The following is a 24,799-nucleotide window of genomic DNA, read 5'->3' as shown; positions in this document are numbered from 1 at the left end:
GGGCAGCGGCCCGCCGCCCGGCCGCCCGGCACCCGCCCGGCCGGGTATGCCCCGACCGGTCCCGCCGCGGCAGCACCACACGCGTCCGGGCCGCCGCCCGTCCCGTGGTGAGCCGACCCGTCCCGCCGGCGCGTGCAACCCGCCGCCGCATGCCCGCGCCGGAGGCGGCCCCGCGGGGTCAGGCCCAGGGCTTGCTGTGGTCGAGCCCGCCTTCCTGACGCTGCGTCAGCGAGTACCAGTTACCGCTGTCGTCACGGAAGATCGCCTCGATCCCGTACGGCCGCTCCTGCGGCTCCTGGACGAAGTCCACGCCCCGGGCGCGCAGCTTCTCGTACGTCGCCCGGCAGTCGTCCGTGTGGAACGCGCCCGCGCCCAGCACGCCCTTGCTGACGAGGGTGGTCAGCGCCTCCGCCGACTCCGGGTCGAGGCCGGGTCCCGTGGTCCGCATGAGGGCCAGCATGACGTCCGGCTGGCCGGGGACCCCGACCGTGATCCAGCGCATGCCCTCGCCCATCTCGATGTCGTCGCGGATCTCGAAGCCGAGCTTGTCGGCGAAGAAGTCGCGGCTGCGCTCCTGGTCGGTGGTCCAGACGGTGGTGATGGCCAGGTTCGTGATCATGGCGTTCTCCCTGGTGGGGTGGTGCTTCCGTACTGCGGCCACCGTAGGCAGGGGCGGCCTCAGCCCGCTTCCTCAGAGTTGCGCTCCCTGATCCGCGGGTCGAACCCGCCGGCCCAGAGCAGCGCGAAGCAGCCGGGTATGAGCGCGGTCCCGCGGCCCACGTGGGCGTCGCGGTACGCGGTCGGGGAGAGCCCCGTACGCCGCTTGAAGCTGGCGGAGAACGTGCCGAGGGCGGAGAAGCCGACCAGGTGGCAGACCTCGGTGACGGAGAGGTTGCACGTACGCAGCAGGTGCTCGGCGCGCTCCAGCCGGCGGCGCGTCAGATACTGCCCGGGAGTCTCTCCGTAGGCGGCCTTGAAGGCGCGGATGAAGTGGAACCGGGAGTAACCGGCGTGCCTCGCCACCGCGTCCAGGTCGAGGGCCGGGTCGGCCCAGTCGCGGTCCATGGCGTCCTTGGCGCTGCGAAGAGCGCGCAGATCGGGGCGAAGCACTCTTCGAGCATGGCACGCCCCACCGACAACCGCCCCGTCCCCGTACGGCGCCGGCCTTCGGGCCCGTACGCACACAGAAGGGCCGCGCGCCCCCGGCCCGCTACTGCGGGAGGCGCGCGGCCCGTCGTCGGGGCCCCGGTCCGCTCAGACCTTCGCCGGGGCCTCCGCCTCCGCTTGCGCGGAGTCCGGACCGGCGTCCCCGGCCGATCCGGAGTCATCCTTCGCCGGGCCCGCCCCGCGCAGCGGGACCTCCTTGACGAACCACGAGGCGAGGAACGCGAGTGCCGCGATCGCCGCGCCCCAGAGGAAGACCTGGTGGGTGCCGTGGGAGACGGCGTTCAGATACGCCTCCTTGATCTGCGCCGGCAGTTGCTCGATCCGCTCCGGGGTCAACTGCCCGCCGCTGCCCGCCGCCTTCTCGCCCGCGGGACCTGCCTCCTCGGCCATCGTGTCGGCGACCCGGCTGCTGAAGATGGCGCCCATCAGCGCGACGCCGAAGGAGCCGCCGATGGTGCGGGTCAGGGTGATGGTGGAGCTGCCCGCGCCCATGTCCCGCATCTCCAGGCTGTTCTGCCCGACGAGCATCGACATCTGGATCATGAAGCCCAGGCCGGCACCCATCACGGCCATGTAGAGCCCGGAGGTCAGCCGGGAGGTGCCGGTGTCCATCGTGGAGAGCAGGTACATCCCGGCGATCAGGGCGGCGCCGCCGATGATCGGGTAGATCTTGTAGCGCCCCGTCTTGGTCGTGGCCCGGCCGACGAAGAGCGAGACGACCATGACGGGCAGCATCATCGGCAGCAGCAGCAGTCCGGAGTTGGTGGCCGAGGCCCCCTGGACGCTCTGCTGGAACAGCGGCAGGAAGGTCACGCCGCCGAACATCACGAAGCCGACGATGAAGCCGATCACGTTCATCAGCGTGAAGTTGGCGTTGCGGAAGATGCGCAGCGGGATGATCGGCTCGGCCGCACGGGTCTCGGCCCAGCCGAAGGCGGCGAGCGCGGCGGCGCCGAGCACGGCCAGGCCGATGATCTGCGCCGACCCCCAGTCGTACTCTGTACCGCCCCAGGAGGTCACCAGCACCAGTGCCGTCAGCCCGACCGAGAGCAGGGCGGCGCCCGTGTAGTCCACGCGCGCCTTGATGCGCTTCTTCGGCAGGTGCAGCACGGCGGAGATGACGAAGAGGGAGACGGCGCCGAGCGGCAGGTTGATGTAGAAGGCCCAGCGCCAGCCGAGGTGATCGGTGATGGTCCCGCCGACCAGCGGGCCGCCGATGGTGGCGATGCCCATGACGGCGGCCATCATGCCCTGGTAACGGCCGCGTTCGCGGGGCGGTACGAGGTCGCCGATGATCGCCATCACGCCGACGATGAGACCGCCGCCGCCCAGGCCCTGGACCGCGCGGAAGGCGATGAGCTGCCCCATGTCCTGGGCCATGCCGGAGAGGGCGGAGCCGATCAGGAAGAGGACTATCGAGGACATGAAGATGCCCTTGCGGCCGTAGAGGTCGCCGAACTTGCCCCACAGGGGTGTGGAGACGGCGATGGCCAGGGTGTACGCGGTGACCACCCAGGCGAGGTGGTTCAGGCCGCCGAGTTCGCCGACGATCGTGGGCATCGCGGTGCCGACGATCAGGTTGTCGAGCATCGCGAGCATCATGGTGATCATCAGGCCGAGCATGATCACCCTGACGTTCCGCGGCGGTGCTGGGACCGCCTCCTGATCCTTCTCCGCCATGGCCCCTCTCCCTACTTACTTGCCGCCCGGCTAGTGGGTACCATGTGAACGTACGCCGCTACTTGCCGGGCGTCAAGTAAGCATCTGACGGAAGCAGGGATCATGGGCACGACCAGGAGCGACACCCACCAGCGCATTCAGGACGTGGCGCTGGAGCTCTTCGCCGACAAGGGCTACGACAAGACTTCCCTGCGCGAGATCGCCGAACGGCTCGACGTCACCAAGGCCGCGCTGTACTACCACTTCAAGACCAAGGAAGACATCCTCGTCAGCCTGGTCGAGGACCACTTCGGGCGGGTCGACGAGCTGATCGCCTGGGGGCAGTCCCAGCCGGCCACGCTGGAGACCCGGCTGGAGCTGCTGGCGCGCTACAGCGCACTGCTCGCCGGCGGCGACACGCTCTTCCGGTTCATGCAGGAGAACCAGGCGAGCATCCGCGAGCTGAGCCTCGGCGAGACCTTCAAGGCGCGCATGGCCGACATCATCGGGATGCTGCGTGACAAGGACGCCGACCTGCGGGACCAGGCCCGCAGCATCGCCGCGATCTTCACGATGCACGCCGGGATGTTCGCCCTGGACGACGCCAAGGGCGACCCGGAGGAGAAGCGGCTCGCCTGCCTGGAGGTCGCGCAGGAGCTGGTGACGTCCGCGTACAAGGGCTGACCCGCCGGCACCCCGCAGGACCCCCGCGCCGTGCGCCGCAGGGACGTCTCGTACGCGCCTGTATGCGCCGTCCTCCACGCCCTGCCCGTACGCGCCCGGGTGTACCCCGCACGTACACGCAGAGCCGCCCCGGACCGTGTGGTCCGGGGCGGCTCTGTGTCGTGCGCCGGAAGCCGAGCCGCTACGGGCTCACGCCTCCTTGCTCAGGTTCGGGCCCGCGCCGCCGGCGGCGGCGTCGACCGGCGGGGCGTCGGGCAGCGCCGACTTCTCCTCGCCGCGGAAGGTGAACGTCGCGTCGTCACCCTCGCCCTCGGTGTCGACCACCACGATGTGGCCCGGGCGCAGCTCGCCGAAGAGGATCTTCTCCGAGAGCACGTCCTCGATCTCCCGCTGGATCGCGCGGCGCAGCGGCCGGGCGCCCAGCACCGGGTCGAAGCCCCGCTTGGACAGCAGGTCCTTGGCCTCGGTGGAGAGCTCGATGGCCATGTCGCGGTCCTTGAGCCGGTTGTCCAGCTCGGCCAGCCGCAGGTCGACGATCTCGATGATGTCGTCCCTGGTGAGCTGGTGGAAGACCACGATGTCATCCACACGGTTGAGGAACTCGGGACGGAAGTGCTGCTTGAGCTCCTCGCTGACCTTGGACTTCATCCGCTCGTAGCCGGACTTGACGTCGCCCCCGGCGGCGAACCCCAGGCCGAAGCCCTTGGAGATGTCCTTGGTGCCGAGGTTGGTCGTCATGATGATGATCGTGTTCTTGAAGTCCACGACCCGGCCCTGGGAGTCGGTCAGGCGACCGTCCTCCAGGATCTGCAGCAGCGAGTTGAAGATGTCCGGGTGGGCCTTCTCGACCTCGTCGAAGAGGACGACGGAGAACGGCTTCCGGCGCACCTTCTCGGTGAGCTGACCGCCCTCCTCGTACCCGACGTAGCCGGGCGGGGAGCCGAACAGCCGCGAGACGGTGTGCTTCTCGCTGAACTCCGACATGTCGAGCTGGATGAGCGCGTCCTCGTCACCGAAGAGGAACTCCGCCAGCGTCTTCGACAGCTCCGTCTTACCGACGCCGGACGGGCCGGCGAAGATGAACGAACCGCCGGGGCGCTTCGGGTCCTTCAGGCCCGCCCGCGTACGCCGGATGGCCTGGGAGAGCGCCTTGATGGCGTCCTCCTGCCCGATGACGCGCTTGTGCAGCTCGTCCTCCATGCGCAGCAGCCGCGAGGACTCCTCCTCGGTCAGCTTGAAGACCGGGATGCCGGTGGCGGTGGCCAGGACCTCGGCGATGAGCTCCTCGTCCACCTCGGCGACGACGTCCATGTCGCCGGCCTTCCACTCCTTCTCCCGCTGCGCCTTCTGCGCCAGGAGCTGCTTCTCCTTGTCGCGCAGCCCTGCGGCCAGCTCGAAGTCCTGCGAGTCGATCGCGGACTCCTTCTCGCGCCGCACGTCGGCGATCTTCTCGTCGAACTCCCGCAGGTCCGGCGGCGCGGTCATCCGGCGGATGCGCATCCGCGAGCCCGCCTCGTCGATCAGGTCGATCGCCTTGTCCGGCAGGAAGCGGTCGGAGATGTACCGGTCGGCGAGCTGGGCCGCGGCGACCAGCGCGGCGTCCGTGATGGACACCCGGTGGTGCGCCTCGTACCGGTCGCGCAGACCCTTGAGGATCTCGATGGTGTGCTGCAGCGACGGCTCCGCGACCTGGATCGGCTGGAAGCGGCGCTCCAGGGCCGCGTCCTTCTCCAGGTGCTTGCGGTACTCGTCGAGCGTGGTGGCGCCGATGGTCTGCAGCTCGCCGCGGGCCAGCATCGGCTTGAGGATGCTTGCCGCGTCGATCGCGCCCTCGGCGGCCCCCGCGCCCACCAGGGTGTGCAGCTCGTCGATGAACAGGATGATGTCGCCGCGGGTGCGGATCTCCTTGAGCACCTTCTTCAGGCGCTCCTCGAAGTCACCGCGGTAGCGGGAGCCCGCGACCAGGGCGCCGAGGTCCAGGGTGTAGAGGTGCTTGTCCTTCAGCGTCTCGGGCACCTCGCCCTTGACGATGGCCTGCGCCAGGCCCTCGACGACGGCGGTCTTGCCGACGCCGGGCTCGCCGATGAGGACGGGGTTGTTCTTCGTCCGGCGGGACAGCACCTGCATGACCCGCTCGATCTCCTTCTCGCGCCCGATGACCGGGTCGAGCTTGGACTCGCGGGCGGCCTGCGTGAGGTTCCGGCCGAACTGGTCGAGCACCAGGGACGTCGACGGCGTGCCCTCCGCGGGGCCGCCGGCCGTGGCGGTCTCCTTGCCGCCCTGGTAGCCGGAGAGCAGCTGGATGACCTGCTGCCGCACCCGGTTCAGGTCGGCGCCCAGCTTCACGAGGACCTGGGCGGCGACGCCCTCGCCCTCGCGGATCAGGCCGAGCAGGATGTGCTCTGTACCGATGTAGTTGTGACCGAGCTGAAGGGCCTCGCGGAGCGACAGCTCCAGGACCTTCTTCGCCCGGGGCGTGAAGGGGATGTGGCCGGACGGGGCCTGCTGGCCCTGGCCGATGATCTCCTCCACCTGCTGGCGGACCGCCTCGAGCGAGATCCCGAGGCTCTCCAGTGCCTTTGCGGCGACACCCTCACCCTCGTGGATCAGGCCCAGGAGGATGTGCTCGGTGCCGATGTAGTTGTGGTTGAGCATCCGGGCTTCTTCCTGAGCCAGGACGACAACCCGCCGCGCGCGGTCGGTGAACCTCTCGAACATCGTTAATCGCTCCTCAGAGCGGTCAGGCAGATCGGGGACGTTCCCCTCCCTGTCCTTCCGCAGCTTAGTCCCGCAAGCGGGGACCGCTCATTCCAACTGCCGACACCCGGACGCTGACTCCGTCAGTCTCCTGCACCGGGCATCCGACTACTGCTCCAACCCGATGGTGCGAGACGATGTTCCCGCAGGCCAGGCGAATACTCTCAATGCCGCTACGCCCATGGCGAACGCCGCCGCCGGACCCTGCCGAAGCCACCGCTCTCACCAGCACCACTAGCCAAGTCTTACCCGCGCCATGGGCCGTGCGATCAGATTTTCCGGCCTCTTCACTGCGCTGACGGCGAACACGGTGGAACGTCTGCGGACGCTGGTGCGGGGAAGAAGAAGCGCGCTATGCGACCGGGATGACACATGTCGTAACCAACGCGGGTGCGACCCCGTTGCTCACGGTGTGACCGGCCCCGTGATCCCGCGCCAGACCGGCCCGCAGGGCAGGCCCGCCCCGGCGGGCGGAAGCGGCGCGCGCGGCCGGAAAGGAGCGCGTGCGGACGCGGCCGGAGAGACGGCCGGAGAGGTGGCCGCGCGGGGTCCTTCAGCCGGTGTGCTGCCGGCGGGGGCGCTGCGCTGCGACGTACTGGAGATGCCCTCGGAGGCCGGCTGGGCCGTGCTGCGCCGGCGGCCGGCCACGGGGCCGGTGGGGCTGGCCGGCGGCCGGATGCGCTTCCTGATCGCCGAGGGCGGCGCGGCGGAGCTGCCGGGCCTGCTGGACTGGCTGGAGTGGGGCGGTATCCCGCTGGATCTGAGCGCCGCGCCGGCGGCGGTAAGGAGCTGGCCGCCGACGCTGTGGCTGCGCCCGCCCGGCCGGGCGGCGCTGGCGCGGCTCCCCGCGGTGCGGCTGCCCGTGGGCACGGAGGCCGGCCGCGGGGGCGGAGTCGTGGATGGGGAGGGCGTAGGAGATGACGCCGATGGCGTCGAAGACGCCGGCCGCGATGCTGTCGAAATGGATGGGGACAGCGGTTACGCGGACGGCGATGCCGTGCCGGCACGGAACCGGGTTGCGGACCGGCCGGATCTGGTACGGCTGGTGAGCGCGGCGGCGACGGCCTGCCACCGCCTCGCCCTGAACGTCAGCCGTTCGCCTTTTCGTATGCCTCGCGGATGTTCGCCGGAACACGGCCACGCTCGCTGACCTCGTAACCCTGCTCCTTCGCCCACGCGCGGATCTTCGCCGTGTCCTGGCTGCCGGACGCCCCGCCGCGAGAACGCTTCGTGGCGCGGCCACCGGTCCTGCGGCCGCTCTTCACGTACTGCTCCAGAGCGGTGCGCAGCTTTTCCGCGTTGGCAGTCGTGAGGTCGATCTCGTAGGACTTGCCGTCAAGAGCGAACGTCACGGTCTCGTCAGCCTCACCGCCATCGAGATCATCGACGAGAAGGACCTGTACCTTCTGAGCCACCGGGCTTCCCTTTCATCGGAACAATGTGTGCTGGCGAAAGCAAACCGCTTTTCAGCGAAAAACTCAAACCCTGCCGGAGAACTCGCTCAACAATATCTGCGCGATTCGGACATAGCGCCGTCACAGATGCAGCAGCATCCTGCTGTTGCCGAGGGTGTTGGGCTTCACCCGCTCCAGGTCCAGGAACTCGGCAACGCCCTCGTCATACGAGCGCAGTAGCTCACTGTAGACGTCCTGGTCCACCGGAGTCTCGCCGATCTCGACGAAGCCGTGCTTGGCGAAGAAGTCGACTTCGAACGTGAGGCAGAAAATGCGGCTGACACCGAGCCAGCGGGCGGTGTGCAGCAACTTGTCGAGGAGTTGGTGGCCGATGCCGGTGCCCTTGCGGGCCGGATCCACGGCCAGCGTCCGCACCTCGGCGAGGTCCTCCCACATCACGTGCAGCGCCCCGCAGCCGACCACGGCGGCGTCCGTGTCCCGCTCGGCGACCCAGAACTCCTGGATGTCCTCGTAAAGCGTCACGGTGGCTTTGCCGAGAAGGATGTCGCGGTGCACGTAGGGGTCGAGCAGCCGCCGGATGGCCCGCACATCCGAGGTGCGGGCACGCCGGATCGTGACCCCGTAAGAATCGCTGGGCATGGCATGACGCTATCGTCACGCGCTTGCTTCGCCGTCACCGGCTTCGGTGTCACCGGGTGAGTCCAGCGACACGACGCGTAGCGCATCGCGCAGGGCCTCGACCTGGCCCGGCGACATCATGCCGAAGAACGCGACAAGGGCGGCCGCCGGATTGTCGCTGGCGGCCCACGCCTCGTTCATGAGTGCGGCGGAGTAGGCGGCCCGGGTGGAGACCGCTTCATATCGATAGGCGCGGCCTTCGGGGGCGCGCCGCAGCCAGCCCTTCTGGTGGAGGTTGTCCATTACGGTCATGACGGTGGTGTACGCGAGAGAGCGTTCCTGCTGGAGGTCTTCCAGCACTTCCCTGACCGTGACCGGGCGGTTCCACTCCCACACCCGGGTCATGACCGCGTCTTCGAGCTCTCCCAATGGCCGGACCACGCCAGCACAATACCCGTAGGAGCGTGAACAATGGGGCGATTGGGACGGGGAAGGGAGCGGCGGGCGTGGCGATTCGGGCGGCGGAGGCGCGCCCGCCGCCGACGTTAGGGGCCGCTCCGCGTTACTCGGCCGACTTCTGCTTCGCCGCTTCTGCCTGCGCGAATGCGGCGTCGACGGCGGCGTCTTCCTTGGCCTTGTTGGGGCCGCCCTGGTTCTTGACGATCGTCACGATCATCACGGTGAAGGCGATGGCCATGACGGTCGACGGAAGCAGCGCGGAGAGGTAATCCATGAGAGCCATCCATCGTTGCGGGCTACTGGGCGCGGGCGCCGCGGAGGTGCCGCGGCCTCCAGCGTAGCCCGGCGGGGTCGGCGGGTTCTCGGGAGGGGTGGAGGTGCGCCGGGGGCCGGGGCGTACGGGGGCGGAGGTCAGGCCGTACCCGGAGGGCGGGCCGTACGGGCGGAGGTCAGGCCGTACGGGCCGCGTGGGGGCGTAGCAGGTGCTCCGGGGGCCGCGCCGGGCGGCGGCGGGGCGGGAAGACCTCGGCGGGGGTGGGCACCGGCCGGTCCGGGGACGCGGGCTGCCGGTCCGGGGGGTTCTCGCGCGGCGGGCGCTGCGGCTGCTCGCCGGGCTTGCGCGGCTGCCGGTCAGGAGCGGGCTCGGACTCCTCGGAGCCCTGCGCCGCCCGGCGGGCCCTGCCGCCGGGCAGGGCGCGCAGCGCGGGGCGCGGGAAGAGCGGGGACGGCGCGGTGGGCGGTTGCGGCCCCGAGGAGCCTGCCGGGGCCGTCGTGGCCGCAGCCGTCGGCACCTGAGGAGCCGGCGCCTCCGGGCGGCGGCGTGGCGGCACCTGGGCGGCCGTCAGCGCCTCGCAGCGGCGCAGCAGCCGCCGCCGGCGCTCCGCCACCCCCGAGTCCGCCGGCTCGTCGCACAGGGCGCGGAGCGCGGCGATGTCGGCCTGCCGGGGTGCGTAGCCGGTGGCCAGCGCGTCGTGCAGCAGCTCCGCGTAGCCGGAGGCGCTGCCGGGGAGCGCGGCGCGGTAGCGGGCGAGGTCGGCGTTACGGAACAGGCGCATCCGGTCCGTCTCGGCCGCCGCCTCGTCCAACGCCGCGGCCAGCTCCGTGCAGTCCCGTACGACGGCACCGCGCGGGACCGCAGGTGCGGCGGCAGGCTCCGTTCCGTCACCCCTGGCGGGCCTGGGCAGGCCCCAACTCGACTCGATGGCGATGGCCAGCGCGTCACGCACGACGCGGAGCTCGTCGGCGCTGAGCGCCACACCGCCTCGGGAACCGTATGGCGTAGGCATAATCCGACTTTAGGCCCTGAATAGGGCTCATGCCGCGAAGGCGCGCGGAACGGGCTATCGCCGCGGGGCCGGCCGCTGCCGCGTACCCGTCAGGTGGTCGAGACGTTCCGCTCGTAGACCAGGCGGAGGCCGATCAGCGTCAGCCACGGCTCGTGCTCGTCGATCACCGAGGAGTCGGCGAGCATCATCGGCGCCAGCCCGCCGGTCGCGATGACGGTGACCTCGTCCGGGTCGTCGGCCAGCTCCGCCGCCATGCGGTTGACCACGCCGTCGACCTGTCCCGCGAACCCGTAGAGGATGCCGGACTGCATCGCCTCGACCGTGTTCTTGCCGATCACCGAACGCGGCCGGGCCAGTTCGATCTTGCGCAACTGCGCGCCGCGTACGCCCAGCGCCTCCGTCGAGATCTCGATGCCCGGCGCGATGACACCGCCGACGTACTCGCCGCGCTCGCTGACCGCGTCGAACGTCGTCGCCGTGCCGAAGTCGACGACGATGGCCGGGCCGCCGTACAGCTCGGCCGCCGCCAGGGCGTTGATGATGCGGTCGGCGCCGACTTCCTTGGGGTTGTCCATCAGGACGGGTACGCCGGTCTTCACGCCCGGCTCGACGAGCACGGAGGGGACGTCGCCGTAGTAGCGGCGGGTGACCTCGCGCAGTTCGTGCAGCACCGAGGGGACGGTCGAGCAGATGGCGATGCCGTGGATGCCGTCGCCCAGCTCCTCGCCGAGCAGCGGGTGCATCCCCATCAGGCCCTGGAGCAGCACCGCGAGTTCGTCGGCGGTGCGGCGCGCGTCGGTGGAGATGCGCCAGTGCTCGACGATCTCCTCGCCGTCGAAGAGGCCGAGGACGGTGTGGGTGTTCCCGACGTCGATGGTGAGGAGCATCTAGCCGTCGCCCTCCTCGCGCAGGTCGAGGCCGATGTCGAGGATGGGGGTGGAGTGGGTGAGCGCCCCTACGGCCAGGTAGTCGACGCCCGTCTCCGCGTACGCGCGCGCGTTGTCGAGGGTCAGCCGCCCGGAGGACTCCAGCCGGGCACGGCCGGCGACCAGCGCGACGGCCTCCTCGGTCTCCACGGGCGTGAAGTTGTCCAGCAGGATGAGGTCGGCGCCCGCGTCGACGGCCTCGCGCACCTGGTGCAGGGTGTCCGCCTCCACCTCCACGTCCAGGTCCGGGAACTCGGCCCGTACGAGCCGGAACGCCTCGGCCAGGCCGCCCGCCGCGACCACGTGGTTGTCCTTGACCAGCGCCGCGTCCGAGAGCGACATGCGGTGGTTGACGCCGCCGCCGCAGCGCACCGCGTACTTCTCCAGCGCGCGCAGTCCCGGCGTCGTCTTGCGGGTGTCGCGGACCTTCGCCGCGGTGCCCTCCAGGATGTCGGCCCAGGCGCGGGTGGAGGTGGCGATTCCGGACATGCGGCAAAGGAGGTTGAGCGCGCTGCGTTCGGCGGTAAGGAGGTCGCGGGTGCGGGTACGGACCGTCAGCAGCCGCTGTCCGGCCGCGACCAGGTCGCCGTCCTCCGCGTGCCGCTCGACTTCCATGTCGTCGGTGCAGACGACGGACAGCACCGCCTCGGTGACGCGCAGGCCGGCGACCACGCCGGCCTCGCGGGCGGTGAAGTCGCCGGTGGCCACGGCGTCTTCGGGGACGGTGGCGACGGTCGTCACGTCCACGCCGTGGTCGAGGTCCTCCTCGACGGCGAGGTGGGCGACGTCCTCGACGTAGACGGGGTCGAGGCCCGCGTCGACGAGGAGCTGGGCGAGACCGGGGTCCAGGCCGCACTCCAGGGGGTCGTGCCCGTACGCCGCTTCGGCAGCACCGTCGCCTGCCCCGCAGCCGCAGGCGTCGCCGCAGCCCCCCGCGCCGGCGCCGGCGTCCGGGCCGCCGAGGGGCAGGAGCGTCAGCTCCACGGGCTGGGGTCGGTGGGGCTCTGGGGTGCTGCTCACGGGGTCTCCCGGTGGAAGGCGGTGCCGGCCGTGGTCCGGACGGCGAGTGCGGGGTGTGCGGGGGCTTCGGGGCGTACGGGGTCCGCGGGGTCCGCGCGGGCTGCGGGTTCGCGGGGGTGCGCTGGGGTTTCGGGGCTTTCGGGGCGTACGGGATCGGACGTGAGGGTGACGAGGAAGTGGCGGGCCCAGCGGGCGTCGTCGCGGTCGGCGTGGTCCTCGCGCCAGTGCGAGCCGCGGGTCTCGACGCGGCGCCTGGCGCACTCGACGAGGACCTGCGCGACAAGCAGCAGGTTGGTCGCCTCCCAGGTCTCCACGCACGGCGCCGCGGGCGCGGGCCGCGCGGTGTCGCGTATCGCGCGCAGGGCGGATGCGGCCTCGTCCAGGCTGGCGGCGGAGCGCAGGACTCCGGCGCCCGCGGTCATGACGCGCTGGATGTCCGCGCGCGCGTCCTGCGGCAGGAGGGGCATCTCCCGGGGCGGAGTCTTCTCCTCCGGCGCGGCCGGCCGCGCCCGTACGGGCGCGGCCGCGACGTCCGCCGCGATGCGCTCGGCGAAGACCAGGCCCTCCAGGAGGGAGTTGGACGCCAGCCGGTTCGCGCCGTGCACGCCCGTACAGGCCACCTCACCGCACGCGTACAGGCCCGGGACGCTCGTGCGGCCGCGCAGGTCCGTGACGACGCCGCCGGAGGCGTAGTGGGCCGCGGGGGCGACGGGGACGAGGTCGTGGACCGGGTCGAAGCCGTGGGCGCGGCAGGCCGCGAAGATCGTCGGGAAGCGCTGCTTCCACATCTCCGCGCCGAAGTGCCGCCCGTCGAGGTACATGTGGTCGGCGCCCTGTTCGCGCATGCGCCGCGTGATGCCCTTGGCCACGATGTCGCGCGGCGCCAGCTCCGCCAGCTCGTGCTGCCCCACCATGAACCGCACGCCGTCGGCGTCGACGAGGTGGGCGCCCTCGCCCCGTACCGCCTCGGAGACCAGCGGCTGCTGGCCCTCGGCGTCCGGGCCCAGGAACATCACCGTCGGGTGGAACTGCACGAACTCCAGGTCCGACACCTCCGCGCCGGCGCGGAGCGCGAGGGCGACGCCGTCGCCGGTGGAGACCGCCGGGTTGGTGGTCGCGGAGAAGACCTGTCCCATGCCGCCGGTGGCGAGCACCACGGCGGGGGCGTGCACGGCGCCCACGCCGTCGCGCGCGCCCTCGCCCATGACGTGCAACGTGACGCCGGCGGCGCGCCCTTCCGCGTCCTTGATCAGATCGAGTACGAGCGCGTGCTCGACGGTCTCGATGCCCGCCTCGCGCACCGCCTCCACCAGCGCGCGGGAGACCTCCGCGCCGGTCGCGTCGCCGCCCGCGTGGGCGATGCGGCGGCGGTGGTGGCCGCCCTCGCGGGTCAGCTCGATGGCGCCGGTGGCGGGGTCGGTGTCGAAGGCGGCGCCGGTGGCGATGAGGCGGCGTACGGCGGCGGGGCCCTCGGTGACGAGGGTGCGTACGGCGTCCTCGTCGCACAGCCCGGCGCCGGCGACGAGGGTGTCGGCGAGGTGCTGCTCGGGGCTGTCGCCGTCGCCGAGGGCGGCGGCGATGCCGCCCTGGGCCCAGCGGGTGGAGCCGTCGTCGAGAGTGGCCTTGGTGACGACGGTGACCCGCAGGCCCGCCTCGGCGCAGCGCAGCGCGGCGGTGAGGCCGGCGACGCCGGAGCCGACCACGACGACGTCGGTGTCCAGCACCCAGCCGGGGGCGGGGGCGCCGAGCCTTATCGCGGTCATCTGGCACCTCCGAAGGTGAGGCGGACGTTGTCGATGAGGCGGGTGGCGCCGACCCTGGCGGCGACGGCGAGGACGGTCTCGTGGGCGGTGCCGTCCTTCAGTGGCGTGCCGTCCGGTTTCTGTGGCGTGCCGTCCGGGTCCTGCGGCGTACGTGCCATGGCGTCCGTGACCGGGGTGAAGTCCGCGGGGTCCACCAGCGCGGCGTAGTCCAGCTCCAGCGGGGGCGTCAGCGCACCCGCGTCGTGCAGTACGGACTGTGCCGCGGTCAGCGCTTCCGACGGGGTGCCCGCCGCGCCCGCTGCGGCGCGCGCCGCGAACAGCGCGCGGGACAGCGCGAGCGCGGTGCGGCGCTCCGGCGCGGAGAGGTACACGTTGCGGCTGGACAGGGCGAGCCCGTCGGGCTCGCGTACGGTCGGCACGCCGAGGATCCGTACCGGGAAGTTCAGGTCGCGCACCATCCGCGTGATCAGGGCGAGCTGCTGGGCGTCCTTCTGCCCGTACAGCGCCATGTCCGGCCGCGTGAGATGCAGCAGCTTGGCGACGACGGTCAGCACGCCGTCGAAGTGCCCCGGGCGGAACGCGCCCTCCAGCCGCTCCCCCATCGGCCCGGCGCTGACGCGCACTTGCGGCTCGCCGCCCGGATAGACCTCGTCGGCGGACGGCGCGTAGACGACGTCCGCGCCCTCCTTGCCCGCGAGCAGGACGTCGGCGTCGAGGGTGCGGGGGTAGCGGTCCAGGTCCTCGCCGGGGCCGAACTGCAGCGGGTTGACGAAGACGGTCACCACGACCTGCCCGTGCGGGCCGACTTCGGCGCGGGCGGCGCGGACGAGGGCGGCGTGGCCCTCATGCAGCGCGCCCATGGTCATCACCACGGCGCGCGCCGGGCGTTCGGGCGCGGCGCCGGGCGCTTCCGGCGGCTCATGCGCCCCCGGCGGCTCCGGCAGCTCCGCGGCCTGGTGTACGAGTAGAGCGGTCATCGTCGCCGTCCCTCAGCGTCCTCCGTCGGCGAGGACCCCGAGCAGGTCCTCGGCCAGCTCCGGCTTGAGCAGCCCGCCCGCCAGCGCGCGGTCCGCCGTCGCCCGTGCCATCGCGACGTACGCCGGCACGGCCTGGGGGGCGTGCACGCGCAGCTCCGCGATGTGCGCCGCCACGGTGCCCGCGTCGCCGCGCGCGACCGGTCCGGTGAGCGCGGCGTCGCCGCTGCGCAGCGCGTTGTCGAGGGCGGCGCCGAGCAGCGGGCCCAGCATCCGGTCGGGGGCGCCGACGCCGGCCTTGGTCAGCAGCTCCATCGACTGCGCGACCAGCGTGACGAGGTGGTTGGCGCCGATGGCGAGCGCCGCGTGGTACAGCGGCCTGGCCGCCTCCTCCACCCACTCCGGCTCCCCGCCCATCTCCACGACCAGGGCCTCCGCCGCCATACGCAGCTCGCCCGGCGCGGTGACGCCGAAGGAGCAGCCGGCGAGGCGCTGGACGTCGACGGCGGTGCCGGTGAACGTCATCGCGGGGTGCAGCGCGAGCGGCAGCCCGCCCGCGCGGGTGGCGGGCTCCAGCACCGCGGCCCCGTACCGTCCCGAGGTGTGCACGAGCAGTTGCCCGGGGCGTACCGCGCCGGTGCTCGCGAGGCCCTCGACGAGGCCGGGCAGCACGTCGTCGGGCACGGTGAGCAGCACGAGGTCGGCGCGGGCCAGCACCTCGGCGGGCTCGGTGACGGGCACGTCGGGCAGCAGCTCGCCGGCTCGCCTGCGGGCGCCGTCGGAGACGGCGTGCACGGCGACGGGGCGGTGGCCCGCGAGCGCGAGCGCGGCGGCGAGCGGCGGGCCGACCCGGCCGGCGCCGACCACGCCGACGGCGAGCCGGGCGGGCTTCTCCTGCGGCTCGGGGGTGGGGCTGGGGTTCACGTCGCCTTCCGTTCCAGTCCGCTTCGGGTACCGGACGTACGGGTTCATGGTACTGGCGGCCGGGGCGGCTGCCGGTGTGTGTCTGAGCACGGTGTACGGGCACGAGTGCGCCACGCGAGTGGGGCGGCCGGTGCGTAAACCCGGTGTGGCGGGGGCGCGGGGGCGGGCATGATCTGGGCCCATGACGGACGCGGACGACCTCATGACCCGTAGGCGCGCGACGTGGGCGGCGGCCGAGCACACCCTCTCGGCCTCCCTCCCCACCATCTCCGCACGCCTGGCCCGCCTCGCCACCGCCAGGCCCGGCGGCGTCGACCTCGGCCAGCAGGTCGACGTCTACGCCGGCGGGATCGTCGGCGAGCTGGAGGAGCGCACGGCGGAGCTGCTCGGCTGCGAGGACGCGGCGTTCTTCCCCACCGGCACCATGGCGCAACAGGTCGCGCTGCGCTGCTGGGCGGAGCGCACCGGCAGCCGCGTCGTCGCCTCGCACCCGATGGCCCACCTGGAGGTGCACGAGCGGGCGGCGTACGCGGTGGTCACCGGGCTGCGCACGGTGCACCCCACGCGCGCGCCGCGGGTCGCGACCGCGGCGGAGGTACGGGCGCTGGGCGAGCCCTTCGGCACGCTGATGCTGGAGCTGCCGATGCGCGAGCCGGGGTTCGTGCTGCCGGAGTGGGAGGAGCTGGAGGAGGTCGTCGCGGCGGCGCGGGAGCGGGAGGCGGTCGTCCACTTCGACGGCGCCCGGCTGTGGGAGTGCACGATGCACTTCGGGCGCGGGCTGGCGGAGATCGCGGGGCTCGCGGACAGCGTGTACGTCTCGTTCTACAAGTCGCTGGGCGGGCTGTCCGGCGCGGCGCTGGCGGGTCCCGCGGGGTTCGTGGAGGAGGCGCGGGCGTGGCGGCACCGGTACGGCGGCCAGGTGTTCCAGCAGTGGCCGGCGGCGCTGACCGCGCTGGAGGGGTTGCAGCGGGAGCTGCCGCGGCTGCCGTCGTACGTGGCGCACGCGCGGGTCGTCGCCGGGGCGCTGCGGGAGGGGTTCGCAGGGGCAGGGGTGCCGTTCTTCCGCGTGCATCCCGGGGTGCCGCACACGCACCAGTTCCAGGTCTGGCTGCCGTACGGGGCGGAGGCGCTGATGGACGCGGGGACGGCGCTGGCGGAGGAGACGGGGACGTGCCTGTTCCGGATGTGGACGGAGCCGGGGGACCCGCCGGGGCTGTCGGTGACGGAGGTCACGGTGACGGAGCCGGGGCTGGCGTGGTCGGCGGAGGACGTGGCGCGGGAGGCGGCGGCGCTGGTGGAGCGGGTGCGGCGGGTGGAGGCTGCGGGGACCGCGGAGGTTCCAGAGACTGAGGGGGCTGCGGAGACGGAACGTGCCGGCGCGGAGGCCGCGGCCCCCGGCCCGGAGCCCGCCGACCCCGCCGTGTCCAACTGATCGCGGGTGGATGTGGGCCAGGCGGCTCGGGCTCCGTCCAACTGCGCGGCCGTGGGTGAGGGCCCGCGGACCCCGGCGCTGTCAGTCCCGTGCCCGACCATGGATTCATGAGCGTCACCCTCGACATCACCGGCCTGGCCGTCGAGCGCATCGGCTTCACGCCCTCCCCGCTCGCCGAGCTGGGCGCCGCGCTGCACGCGCTCGCCGCGCCCGGGCACCACCCCGGGGCGGCCGAGTGGACGACCGCGACCGCCGCGGCGCTCGACCCCGGGCTCGCGGACCGGCTGAGCGAGGGGGAGTTCCTGTGGAGCGCCGGGCGGGCCGACATCCTGCTGCCCGCCGTGCCGGGAGCGACCCTCGCCGAGGAGTTGGACGCGCTCGATCGGATACCGGACGACAGGTTCGTCACCGCCGCGTTCGAGATCGTCTGCAACCCGGCCTACCAGTACGGTAGCCCGTCGCCGCTCACCGACCCGGTCACCCGCCGGATCGCCGTCGAGCGCGCGGCCGCCCGCGGGCCGCGGCAGGCGGCGTTCGTGGAGCGGATGCTCGCCGACCCCGACGGGTTGCGGGTGTGGCTGCGGCGGCTGTTCGAGGACTGCGCGGAGGCGTTCTTCGACGAGACGTGGGAGCAGGTGCGCCACTCGCTGGCCGCGGACGCCCGGCACAAGACGGACCTGCTGCGGCGCAAGGGCCTGGCCGTGACGCTGGCGGACGTGTCGAACGCCCTGCGGCTCGACGAGGGCGAGGACGGCTCGGTCCGGATCGTCGCGGACAAGCTGACCAACGGCGGTGCGGTCGCGAGCGAGAGCGTGACGTTCCTGCCGACGGCGTTCGGCTGGCCGCACGTGCTGGTGGTGTACGCGCCGGGCTGGCAGCCGGTGATCCAGTACCCCATACCGTCGCCGGACCTGCCCCGGGCGCCGACGCTGGAGACGCTGCAACTGCGGCTCGAAGCGCTCGCGCACCCGGTGCGGCTCCGGTTGTGCCGCACGATCTCGCGGACGCCGACGACGACGGGCGAGCTGGCGGCCGTGCATCAGTTGACGGCGCCGGAGGTCTCCCGGCACCTGGCGGTGCTGAAGAAGGCCGGGCTGGTCGTCACGCGGCGCCGCGGGCGGTACGTGCAGTACGAGCTGTCGCTGCCGGCGGTCGCCCGCCTGGGCGGGTCGCTGCTGGAGGGCCTGCTGCGCTGAGGCGGGTCGCCACCGCGCCGCGGGCGGTCTTCCGTACGCCGTCAGCCTCCGGCCCGTACCAGACCCGTCTCGTAGGCCAGGACCACCGCCTGCACCCTGTCCCGCAGCTCCAACTTCGTGAGGATCCGCCCCACATGTGTCTTCACCGTCGCCTCCGACAGCACCAGTTGCGCCGCGATCTCCCCGTTCGACAGCCCCTGCGCGATCAGCAGCAGCACCTCGCGCTCCCGGTCCGTCAGCCGCTTCAGCTCCGGGTGCGCCCGCTCCCCCGCCGGGGCGGGCATCACGGCCGTGAACCGGTCGATGAGCCGCCGCGTCGTGCTCGGCGCGACGACCGCGTCGCCGCTGTGCACGGCCCGGATCGCGCTCAGCAGGTCGCCGGGCGGCACGTCCTTGAGCATGAAGCCCGACGCTCCGGCCTGCAGCGCGGAGAAGGCGTACTCGTCCAGGTCGAAGGTGGTCAGGATCAGCACCTTCGGCGGCGCCTCCGCCGACTTGTCCGCGCAGATGCGCCGCGTCGCCTCGACGCCGTCGAGGCGCGGCATGCGTACGTCCATGAGCACGACGTCCACCTTCGTGACGGCCAGGAGCTGCACCGCCTCGTCGCCGTCTCCTGCCTCCGCGACGACGTCCATGTCGGGCTGGGCCGCCAGCACCATCCGGAAGCCGGTGCGCAGCAGCGCCTGGTCGTCCACGAGCATGACCCGGATCGTCACGTGAGTCCCTTCTCTCTCATCGGGGCGGCGTGGGCCGCCCCGGGTTCCCGCCTCTGTCCCCGTCCGACGGTAAGCCGCCCGCCGGGCCGTCCGTCGTGCGGCCGGTCAGGCGGCCGTCTTCAGCGGCAGCACCGCGCGTACCCGGAAGCCGCCGCCGGGCCGCGGCCCCGCGTCCAGCTCGCCGCCGGTCATCCCCACGCGCTCGCGCATGCCGATGAGCCCGTGGCCCTGGCCGTCGGCGCCGCCCTCCTCGTACAGCTCGGGCAGCGAGCCGCGGCCGTCGTCCTCGATCAGCACCTGCAGTTCGCCGTCCGCGTACGTCAGCCGCACCGCGGCGCCCGCCTCGGGGCCGCCGTGCTTGCGGGTGTTGGTCAGCGCCTCCTGCACGATGCGGTACGCCGCGAGCTCGATGCTGCTCGGCAGCTCCCGCGGCGAGCCCGCCACCTCGAACGAGACCGTGAGCCCCGCGCCGCGTACCTGCTCGACCAGCTCCGCCAGTTGCTCCACGCCGGGCTGCGGCACGTACTCGCCGCCCGCGCCCGGGTCGCCGGTGCGCAGCACGCCGAGCAGCCGGCGCATCTCCGCCAGCGCCTGCCGGCCGGTGCCGGAGATGGTCGTGAGCGCCTCCTTGGCCTGCTGCGGCGCGGTGTCCAGCACGTACGCGGCGCCGTCGGCCTGCACGACCATGACGGAGACGTTGTGCGCCACCACGTCGTGCAGCTCCCGGGCTATCCGCGCGCGCTCGGCCGCGACGGCGATCCGCGACTGCGTCTCCCGCTCCCGCTCCAGGCGGGCGGCCCGTTCCTCAAGCTGCGCGTAGTAGGCGCGGCGGGTGCGCAGCGAGTCGCCGAGCACCCAGGCGAGCAGGAAGGGAACGGTCAGAAAGGCGAGGCCGACGGCCTGCTGGATGACGTTCTCACTGTCGGCCCGCCACCGCAGTTGGTTGACCACGGGCGCGACGGCGGCGCCGATGAGCGCCAGCCGCGACGCCCAGGGCACGTCGCCTGCGGCGACGGTGAAGATGACGACGAGCATGGCGAAGTTCGCCGGGCCGGGACTCGAATCCACCACGACCTGCACGACGCCGAGCGCGCCGGCGACGAGCAGCATGCGCTCGGGATAGCGGCGGCGCAGGGCGACGACGACGGCGTAGCCGATGCCGATGACCAGCGCGATCGTCCTCGCGATGCCGCTGTGGGGGGCGTGCGGGTTGTCGTCGGGATTGGTCGTGTCCACGGCGATCAGCCAGGCACCGGTCATCAGGACGAGGCAGACAGCCCAGAAGCTGTCGACCAGCGTCGGATGACGGCGGAGGAAATCGTAGACACGTTGCACGTCACCCAGCGTAGGCACGTGCGCGTAAGCGGGAGTCAGTCCGCGGGGCGATCCCTGGCTCATGCATCTACTCCGCAGGGTGGAGGATGCGCTTGTGGAGAACGGTGGGACGGGCGGGCAGGACGCGGGCGCGGAGCCGGGCGCTCGGTCTGCGGCGGGCTCAGCGGCGGCCTCGGGCGGGGGCTCGGCGGCGGGCTCCGGCGCGGGCTCGGGCAGGGGCTCGGCGGCGGGCTCGGGCGCGGGCTCGGGCAGGGGCTCGGGCGCGGGTGGCAGGCTGCGCTGGCGGGAGGCCATGCGGCGGGCGCTGTACGGGCCGGAGGGCTTCTACCGCCGGGGCGGGCCCGGCACCGGGGCGGCGGCGCACTTCCGTACCTCGGTGCACGCGTCGCCGCTGTTCGCGGCGGCGGTGGCGGAGCTGGTGCGGCGGGTGGCGGTCGCGCTGGGGCGGCCGGCGGAGCTGGACGTGGTGGACGTCGGAGCGGGGCGGGGGGAGCTGCTGACGGGGGTGCTGGCGGCGTACGAGGGACCGGGGCGGCTGCGGGCGTACGCGGTGGAGGTCGGCCCGCGGCCGGAGGGGCTGGACGCGCGGATCACGTGGCTGGCGCGGCCGCCGGAGGGTGTGCGGGGGCTGCTCTTCGCCAACGAGTGGCTGGACAACGTGCCGGTGGAGGTCGCGGAGACGGACGAGAGGGGTGTGCCGCGGTACGTGGAGGTCGCGGCGGACGGCACGGAGCGGCTGGGCGCGGAGGTCGGCGGCGCGGACGCGGAGTGGCTGCGCCGCTGGTGGCCGCTGGCGGGTGCGCCACCGGGCAGCCGCGCGGAGATCGGCGCCCCGCGCGACGCGGCGTGGTCGGCGGCGGTCACGACGCTGACCGCCGGCCTGGCGCTGACCGCGGACTACGCCCACACCCGGGCCACCCGCCCCCCGTACGGCACGCTGACGGCGTTCCGCGACGGCCACGAGGTGAGGCCGGTCCCGGACGGAAGCTGCGACGTGACGGCGCACGTGGCGCTGGACGCGGTGGCCGCCGCCCTGTCCGGGGAGGGCGGCTCGGGGCGGGCGGAGGACGGGGTCAGGCCCGGCGAGGGCGATGCCCGGCGACCGGGAGGGACGGGCGGCGGCTCACCCCACGACCCGCCGTCCCACGACCCGCCGTCCGCCGCAGCGCCGGAGCGGGGCAGACCGACGTTGCTGATGTCACAGCGGGAGGCGTTGCGGGGGCTCGGGCTCGACGGGAGCCGGCCGCCCCTGGCGCTGGCGTCGACCGACCCGGCCGGCTACCTGCGGCGGCTCGCCACCGCGGGACAGGCGGCCGAACTCCTCGACCCCGCAGGGCTCGGGGGCTTCTCCTGGCTGGCCCACCACGTGGGCATCGCCCCGGTCCTCCCCTGAGACCGCGGGTCCTGTACGGGCCTCCCGACGCCGCTCCGCGGCCCCACGCCCGTACCGTACGGACCGCCGCCGCGGGCCGCCCGTACCCGTACCGTCGCTATCGCTCCCCTCACCCCTGCCGTCGCGCCTCAGAGCTGCGGCAGCGAGTCCAGCTCCACCTCCGCCCGCGCGACCGCGCGCGCGTCCGCGTCGATCGACCGCCGCAGCGCCTCGTGCAGGCTCGCGGGCGTCAGGACGCCCGCGAAGCGGCCCGTCTCCTCGTCGTCCACCACCGCGATCCACCCGGCGTCGTACTGCAGCATCGTCGCGAACGCCTTCTTCAGGCTCGCCCCCAGCGGCAGCCAGGCGTCCATCCGCCGCGCGTAGTCGGACACCGCGCCGCCCTTGGCGATCTCGTCGGCCGCGACCCACCCGTGCAGCTCGCCGTCGCCGTCCAGCACGACCGCCCAGCGCCCGCCCCCGTCCCGTAGCGCCGCCGCGGCACTGCGCGCGTCGTCGTCGAGCCGGACCACCGGCGGCTGCTCCAGGTCGCCGAGCTCTATCTCGGTCACCGACAGCCGCTTCAGGCCCCGGTCGGCGCCGACGAAGTCGGCCACGTACGGGGTCGCGGGCGCGCCCAGGACGGCCGCCGGCGAGTCGAGCTGCTCGATCTTCCCCTCCCCGAAGACCGCGATGCGGTCGCCGAGCCGTACCGCCTCCTCGATGTCGTGTGTGACGAAAAGCACGGTCTTCCGCATCCGCGCCTGCAGCTTGAGGAACTCGTTCTGCAGGTGCTCGCGCACCACCGGGTCCACCGCCCCGAACGGCTCGTCCATCAGCAGCACCGGCGGGTCCGCCGCCAGCGCCCGCGCCACGCCGACGCGCTGGCGCTGGCCGCCGGAGAGCTGGTCGGGATAGCGGCGGCCGTGCTCGTGCGGGTCGAGGCCGACCAGTTCCAGCAGCTCGGCCGCCCGCTTCAGCCGCTTGTCGCGCGGCGTGCCCAGCAAATGGGGCACGGTGGCCGTGTTGTCGAGGACGTTCTTGTGCGGAAAAAGGCCGACGTTCTGGATGCAGTAGCCGATGTGGCGGCGCAGCTCGACCGGGTCGGTGGCCGTGACGTCCTGCCCGTCGACCTCGATACGGCCGCTGGTCGGCTCGATGAGCCGGTTGACCATCTTCAGGGTGGTGGTTTTACCGCAGCCCGACGGGCCGACAAGCGTCACCAGCTCGCCCTCGGCGACGTCGAACGACAAGTCGTCCACCGCGGTAATCCCATCGGGGTACCGCTTGGTCACGTGCTCGAATCGGATCATGTTTCCTCATTCTGCCCCGCCCTCCCTCTTCCGGTGTCAGTGGCGGGGGGTCTAATAGAGCTGCCTACGGGAAGGAGCGGTGGCGTGAAAGCCTCAGGCTGCCTGGCAGCGAACGAGTGGATCTGCGGTGAATACGTCCGCAGCCGCAGCGACGAGCTCGTCGACGCCACGGTCCAGCACGTCTGGATCACGCTGGCGTCGGTCGGCATCGGCCTGCTGGTTTCCTTCCCGCTGGCCCTGATCGCCCGCCGCTGGCGGGTGCTCACGGGCCCCGTGCTCGGCCTGACGACGGTGCTGTACACGATTCCGTCGCTCGCGATGTTCTCCCTGCTGGTCCCGATCATGGGCATCTCGGCGTCCGTGGTCGTCACCGGCCTCGTCCTCTATTCGCTGACGATCCTCATCCGCAATCTCCTGGCCGGCCTCGATTCCGTACCGGCGGAGACGCGGGAGGCGGCCCGCGGGATGGGGTACGGGCAGACGCGCCTGCTGTTCGCCGTCGAGCTGCCGCTCGCGCTGCCCGCCGTGATGGCCGGGCTGCGGATGGCGACGGTGTCGACGATCGCGATGACGACGGTCGGCGGCATCATCGGCTACGGCGGCCTGGGCAACCTGATCGTCGACGGCATGCGCACCCTGTTCAAGGCGCAGGTGCTGACGGCGTCGGTGCTGTGCGTGCTGCTCGCCGTGCTGGCGGACCTGCTGATCCTGGGCCTGCAGCGGGTGGTGACGCCGTGGACGCGGGCGCAGCGGCGAAGCAGTGGCGGCGGCAGGTTCCGCGCGAGGACCGCCGGGCGGCAGAAGGAGACGGCCTGATGGGCACCATCGCGGACGCGTGGACGTGGCTGACCACGGGGTCGAACTGGTCGGGTCCGACCGGCATCGGCGTGCGCCTGGGCGAGCATCTGTACCTGACGGGCATGTCGCTGGCCATCGCCTGCGCCATCGCGCTGCCGATCGCGTTCTGGCTGGGCCACATCGGCAAGGGCGGCACCCTCGCGATCAACATCTCGAACGTCGGCCGTGCCGTGCCCACGCTCGCGGTGCTCGGCCTGCTCATGCTCACGCCGCTGCGGATGCACGGCGACTGGCCGACGGTCATCGCCCTGGTGCTCTTCGCGGTGCCGCCGCTGCTGACGAACGCGTACGTGGGCATCCGCGAGGCCGACCGGGACGTGGTCGAGGCGGCGCGGGGCATGGGCATGTCCGGGCCGCAGCTGCTGGGCCGGGTGGAGCTGCCGCTGGGCTATCCGCTGGTGATGACCGGCCTCCGGTCGGCGACGGTGCAGGTCGTCGCGACCGCCACGCTGGCGGCCATCGCGGGCGGCGGCGGCCTCGGCCGGATCATCACCGCGGGCTTCCGGACGTACAACACCCCGATGGTGGTCGCCGGCGCCTTCCTGGTGGCCGTGCTGGCCCTGGTGCTGGAGGTCGTGCTCGCCGTCGCCGGGCGGCTGCTCGACCCGATGCGCGGCCGCCACGACGGCCGCCGCGGGCGCGGGCGGCGGACGCCGGGGGACGACCTGGCAGCGCCGGGAACGGAAGGGGCGGACGTAGCTCCGGGGGAACAGAAGCCCGCGCCGGCGTCGCTGTAAGGTTCGGCGTCAGGTCATGCGCAGCGCAGCGCCGTGTCACGTGACGTCGGCGTGCGGATAACGCCGGCATTCTCCTCCGGAAAGAATCAACCGAATCACACGTAATCCAACACCCCTCTCGCAGAGCGATGCCACGAATATCGACTCCCAACGGATGGAGAATCCCTTGATCACCAACCGCGTTCGCG

At 72.8% G+C, this 24,799-nt stretch carries 24 protein-coding genes; 7 read left to right on the top strand and 17 right to left on the bottom strand.

Going from position 1 to position 24,799, the window contains the following annotated elements; all coding sequences use genetic code 11:
• Nucleotides 1–178: 178 nt before the first annotated feature.
• The 3 genes from OG946_RS19955 to OG946_RS19945 all read right to left on the bottom strand — a co-directional run bounded on the left by OG946_RS19955 (nt 179) and on the right by OG946_RS19945 (nt 2,847).
• On the bottom strand, nt 179–619 hold the full coding sequence (locus OG946_RS19955) for a VOC family protein (RefSeq protein WP_326797414.1): 441 nt from the start codon (nt 617–619) through the stop codon (nt 179–181).
• Nucleotides 620–678: 59 nt separating this feature from the next.
• Entirely contained in the window at nt 679–1,110 is a 432-nt protein-coding gene (locus OG946_RS19950; protein ID WP_324841951.1) for a helix-turn-helix transcriptional regulator, read from the bottom strand.
• A gap of 144 nt (nt 1,111–1,254) precedes the next feature.
• The gene (locus tag OG946_RS19945) at nt 1,255–2,847 is read right to left on the bottom strand and encodes an MDR family MFS transporter (RefSeq protein WP_326797413.1); all 1,593 of its coding nucleotides are present in this window, start codon (nt 2,845–2,847) and stop codon (nt 1,255–1,257) included.
• Nucleotides 2,848–2,949: 102 nt separating this feature from the next.
• Between OG946_RS19945 and OG946_RS19940 the strand changes: the two genes are divergently transcribed.
• Nucleotides 2,950–3,510 (top strand): TetR/AcrR family transcriptional regulator, encoded by a 561-nt coding sequence (locus tag OG946_RS19940; RefSeq protein ID WP_326797412.1) that lies wholly within the window; start codon nt 2,950–2,952, stop codon nt 3,508–3,510.
• 189 nt (nt 3,511–3,699) lie between these two features.
• Here the strand turns inward: OG946_RS19940 and OG946_RS19935 are convergent, their stop codons facing one another.
• Entirely contained in the window at nt 3,700–6,228 is a 2,529-nt protein-coding gene (locus tag OG946_RS19935) for an ATP-dependent Clp protease ATP-binding subunit (protein ID WP_047017130.1), read from the bottom strand.
• 295 nt (nt 6,229–6,523) lie between these two features.
• Here OG946_RS19935 and OG946_RS36145 point away from each other — a divergent pair, with 295 nt between their 5' ends.
• Nucleotides 6,524–7,417, top strand: coding sequence for a hypothetical protein (locus OG946_RS36145; protein WP_442814424.1), 894 nt, complete (start codon nt 6,524–6,526; stop codon nt 7,415–7,417).
• Here OG946_RS36145 and OG946_RS19925 read toward each other — a convergent pair.
• The 10 genes from OG946_RS19925 to OG946_RS19880 all read right to left on the bottom strand — a co-directional run bounded on the left by OG946_RS19925 (nt 7,356) and on the right by OG946_RS19880 (nt 15,652).
• A complete protein-coding gene (locus OG946_RS19925) occupies nt 7,356–7,682 on the bottom strand; it encodes a histone-like nucleoid-structuring protein Lsr2 (RefSeq protein ID WP_018839280.1) in 327 nt (108 codons plus the stop codon). The two genes, OG946_RS36145 and OG946_RS19925, sit on opposite strands and share 62 nt — an antisense overlap.
• Before the next feature lie 120 nt (nt 7,683–7,802).
• The gene (locus OG946_RS19920) at nt 7,803–8,321 is read right to left on the bottom strand and encodes an amino-acid N-acetyltransferase (protein WP_326797411.1); all 519 of its coding nucleotides are present in this window, start codon (nt 8,319–8,321) and stop codon (nt 7,803–7,805) included.
• A 15-nt stretch (nt 8,322–8,336) separates the two neighbouring features.
• Nucleotides 8,337–8,741 carry a BlaI/MecI/CopY family transcriptional regulator gene (locus tag OG946_RS19915; protein ID WP_326797410.1) on the bottom strand — a complete coding sequence of 135 codons (405 nt, stop codon included), beginning with the start codon at nt 8,739–8,741 and terminating at the stop codon, nt 8,337–8,339.
• 121 nt (nt 8,742–8,862) lie between these two features.
• Nucleotides 8,863–9,033: a hypothetical protein gene (locus OG946_RS19910; RefSeq protein WP_164716039.1), complete on the bottom strand. Its 171-nt coding sequence runs from the start codon at nt 9,031–9,033 to the stop codon at nt 8,863–8,865.
• 175 nt (nt 9,034–9,208) lie between these two features.
• Nucleotides 9,209–10,045, bottom strand: coding sequence for a hypothetical protein (locus tag OG946_RS19905; RefSeq protein ID WP_326797409.1), 837 nt, complete (start codon nt 10,043–10,045; stop codon nt 9,209–9,211).
• Nucleotides 10,046–10,134: 89 nt separating this feature from the next.
• The gene (locus tag OG946_RS19900; RefSeq protein WP_101422945.1) at nt 10,135–10,932 is read right to left on the bottom strand and encodes a type III pantothenate kinase; all 798 of its coding nucleotides are present in this window, start codon (nt 10,930–10,932) and stop codon (nt 10,135–10,137) included.
• Complete coding sequence (gene nadC / locus OG946_RS19895; RefSeq protein WP_326800318.1) at nt 10,933–11,955, bottom strand: carboxylating nicotinate-nucleotide diphosphorylase; 1,023 nt, start codon at nt 11,953–11,955, stop codon at nt 10,933–10,935.
• A 32-nt stretch (nt 11,956–11,987) separates the two neighbouring features.
• The gene (locus OG946_RS19890) at nt 11,988–13,754 is read right to left on the bottom strand and encodes an L-aspartate oxidase (RefSeq protein ID WP_326797408.1); all 1,767 of its coding nucleotides are present in this window, start codon (nt 13,752–13,754) and stop codon (nt 11,988–11,990) included.
• The gene (gene panC, locus OG946_RS19885; protein WP_326797407.1) at nt 13,751–14,731 is read right to left on the bottom strand and encodes a pantoate--beta-alanine ligase; all 981 of its coding nucleotides are present in this window, start codon (nt 14,729–14,731) and stop codon (nt 13,751–13,753) included. The genes OG946_RS19890 and panC overlap by 4 nt, the downstream gene beginning before the upstream one ends.
• Nucleotides 14,732–14,743: 12 nt before the next feature.
• The gene (locus OG946_RS19880; RefSeq protein ID WP_326797406.1) at nt 14,744–15,652 is read right to left on the bottom strand and encodes a Rossmann-like and DUF2520 domain-containing protein; all 909 of its coding nucleotides are present in this window, start codon (nt 15,650–15,652) and stop codon (nt 14,744–14,746) included.
• 181 nt (nt 15,653–15,833) lie between these two features.
• On the opposite strand from OG946_RS19880, the gene OG946_RS19875 reads away from it, so the two are divergent.
• Both OG946_RS19875 and OG946_RS19870 read left to right on the top strand, forming a co-directional pair.
• Nucleotides 15,834–17,084, top strand: coding sequence for a threonine aldolase family protein (locus OG946_RS19875; protein ID WP_326797405.1), 1,251 nt, complete (start codon nt 15,834–15,836; stop codon nt 17,082–17,084).
• Between the two features lie 107 nt (nt 17,085–17,191).
• Nucleotides 17,192–18,280 (top strand): DUF5937 family protein, encoded by a 1,089-nt coding sequence (locus OG946_RS19870; RefSeq protein WP_326797404.1) that lies wholly within the window; start codon nt 17,192–17,194, stop codon nt 18,278–18,280.
• A gap of 41 nt (nt 18,281–18,321) precedes the next feature.
• On the opposite strand, the gene OG946_RS19865 is transcribed toward OG946_RS19870, so the two are convergent.
• Nucleotides 18,322–18,996 (bottom strand): response regulator transcription factor, encoded by a 675-nt coding sequence (locus tag OG946_RS19865; protein WP_326797403.1) that lies wholly within the window; start codon nt 18,994–18,996, stop codon nt 18,322–18,324.
• A 105-nt stretch (nt 18,997–19,101) separates the two neighbouring features.
• Nucleotides 19,102–20,331 carry a sensor histidine kinase gene (locus tag OG946_RS19860; RefSeq protein ID WP_326797402.1) on the bottom strand — a complete coding sequence of 410 codons (1,230 nt, stop codon included), beginning with the start codon at nt 20,329–20,331 and terminating at the stop codon, nt 19,102–19,104.
• Nucleotides 20,332–20,410: 79 nt separating this feature from the next.
• Between OG946_RS19860 and OG946_RS19855 the strand changes: the two genes are divergently transcribed.
• Nucleotides 20,411–21,724 (top strand): SAM-dependent methyltransferase, encoded by a 1,314-nt coding sequence (locus OG946_RS19855; protein WP_442814423.1) that lies wholly within the window; start codon nt 20,411–20,413, stop codon nt 21,722–21,724.
• A gap of 128 nt (nt 21,725–21,852) precedes the next feature.
• On the opposite strand, the gene OG946_RS19850 is transcribed toward OG946_RS19855, so the two are convergent.
• Complete coding sequence (locus OG946_RS19850; RefSeq protein WP_326797401.1) at nt 21,853–23,016, bottom strand: ABC transporter ATP-binding protein; 1,164 nt, start codon at nt 23,014–23,016, stop codon at nt 21,853–21,855.
• Nucleotides 23,017–23,100: 84 nt separating this feature from the next.
• Between OG946_RS19850 and OG946_RS19845 the strand changes: the two genes are divergently transcribed.
• Nucleotides 23,101–23,832 (top strand): ABC transporter permease, encoded by a 732-nt coding sequence (locus tag OG946_RS19845; RefSeq protein WP_326797400.1) that lies wholly within the window; start codon nt 23,101–23,103, stop codon nt 23,830–23,832.
• Nucleotides 23,832–24,611: an ABC transporter permease gene (locus tag OG946_RS19840; RefSeq protein WP_326797399.1), complete on the top strand. Its 780-nt coding sequence runs from the start codon at nt 23,832–23,834 to the stop codon at nt 24,609–24,611. The genes OG946_RS19845 and OG946_RS19840 overlap by 1 nt, the downstream gene beginning before the upstream one ends.
• Nucleotides 24,612–24,799 lie beyond the last annotated feature (188 nt).

It is taken from the genome of Streptomyces sp. NBC_01808 (genome assembly GCF_035917395.1).
GTDB lineage: Bacteria > Actinomycetota > Actinomycetes > Streptomycetales > Streptomycetaceae > Streptomyces.
Note: the sequence above shows the minus strand (reverse complement) of the source record. Positions and strands in the feature narration are given on the sequence as shown.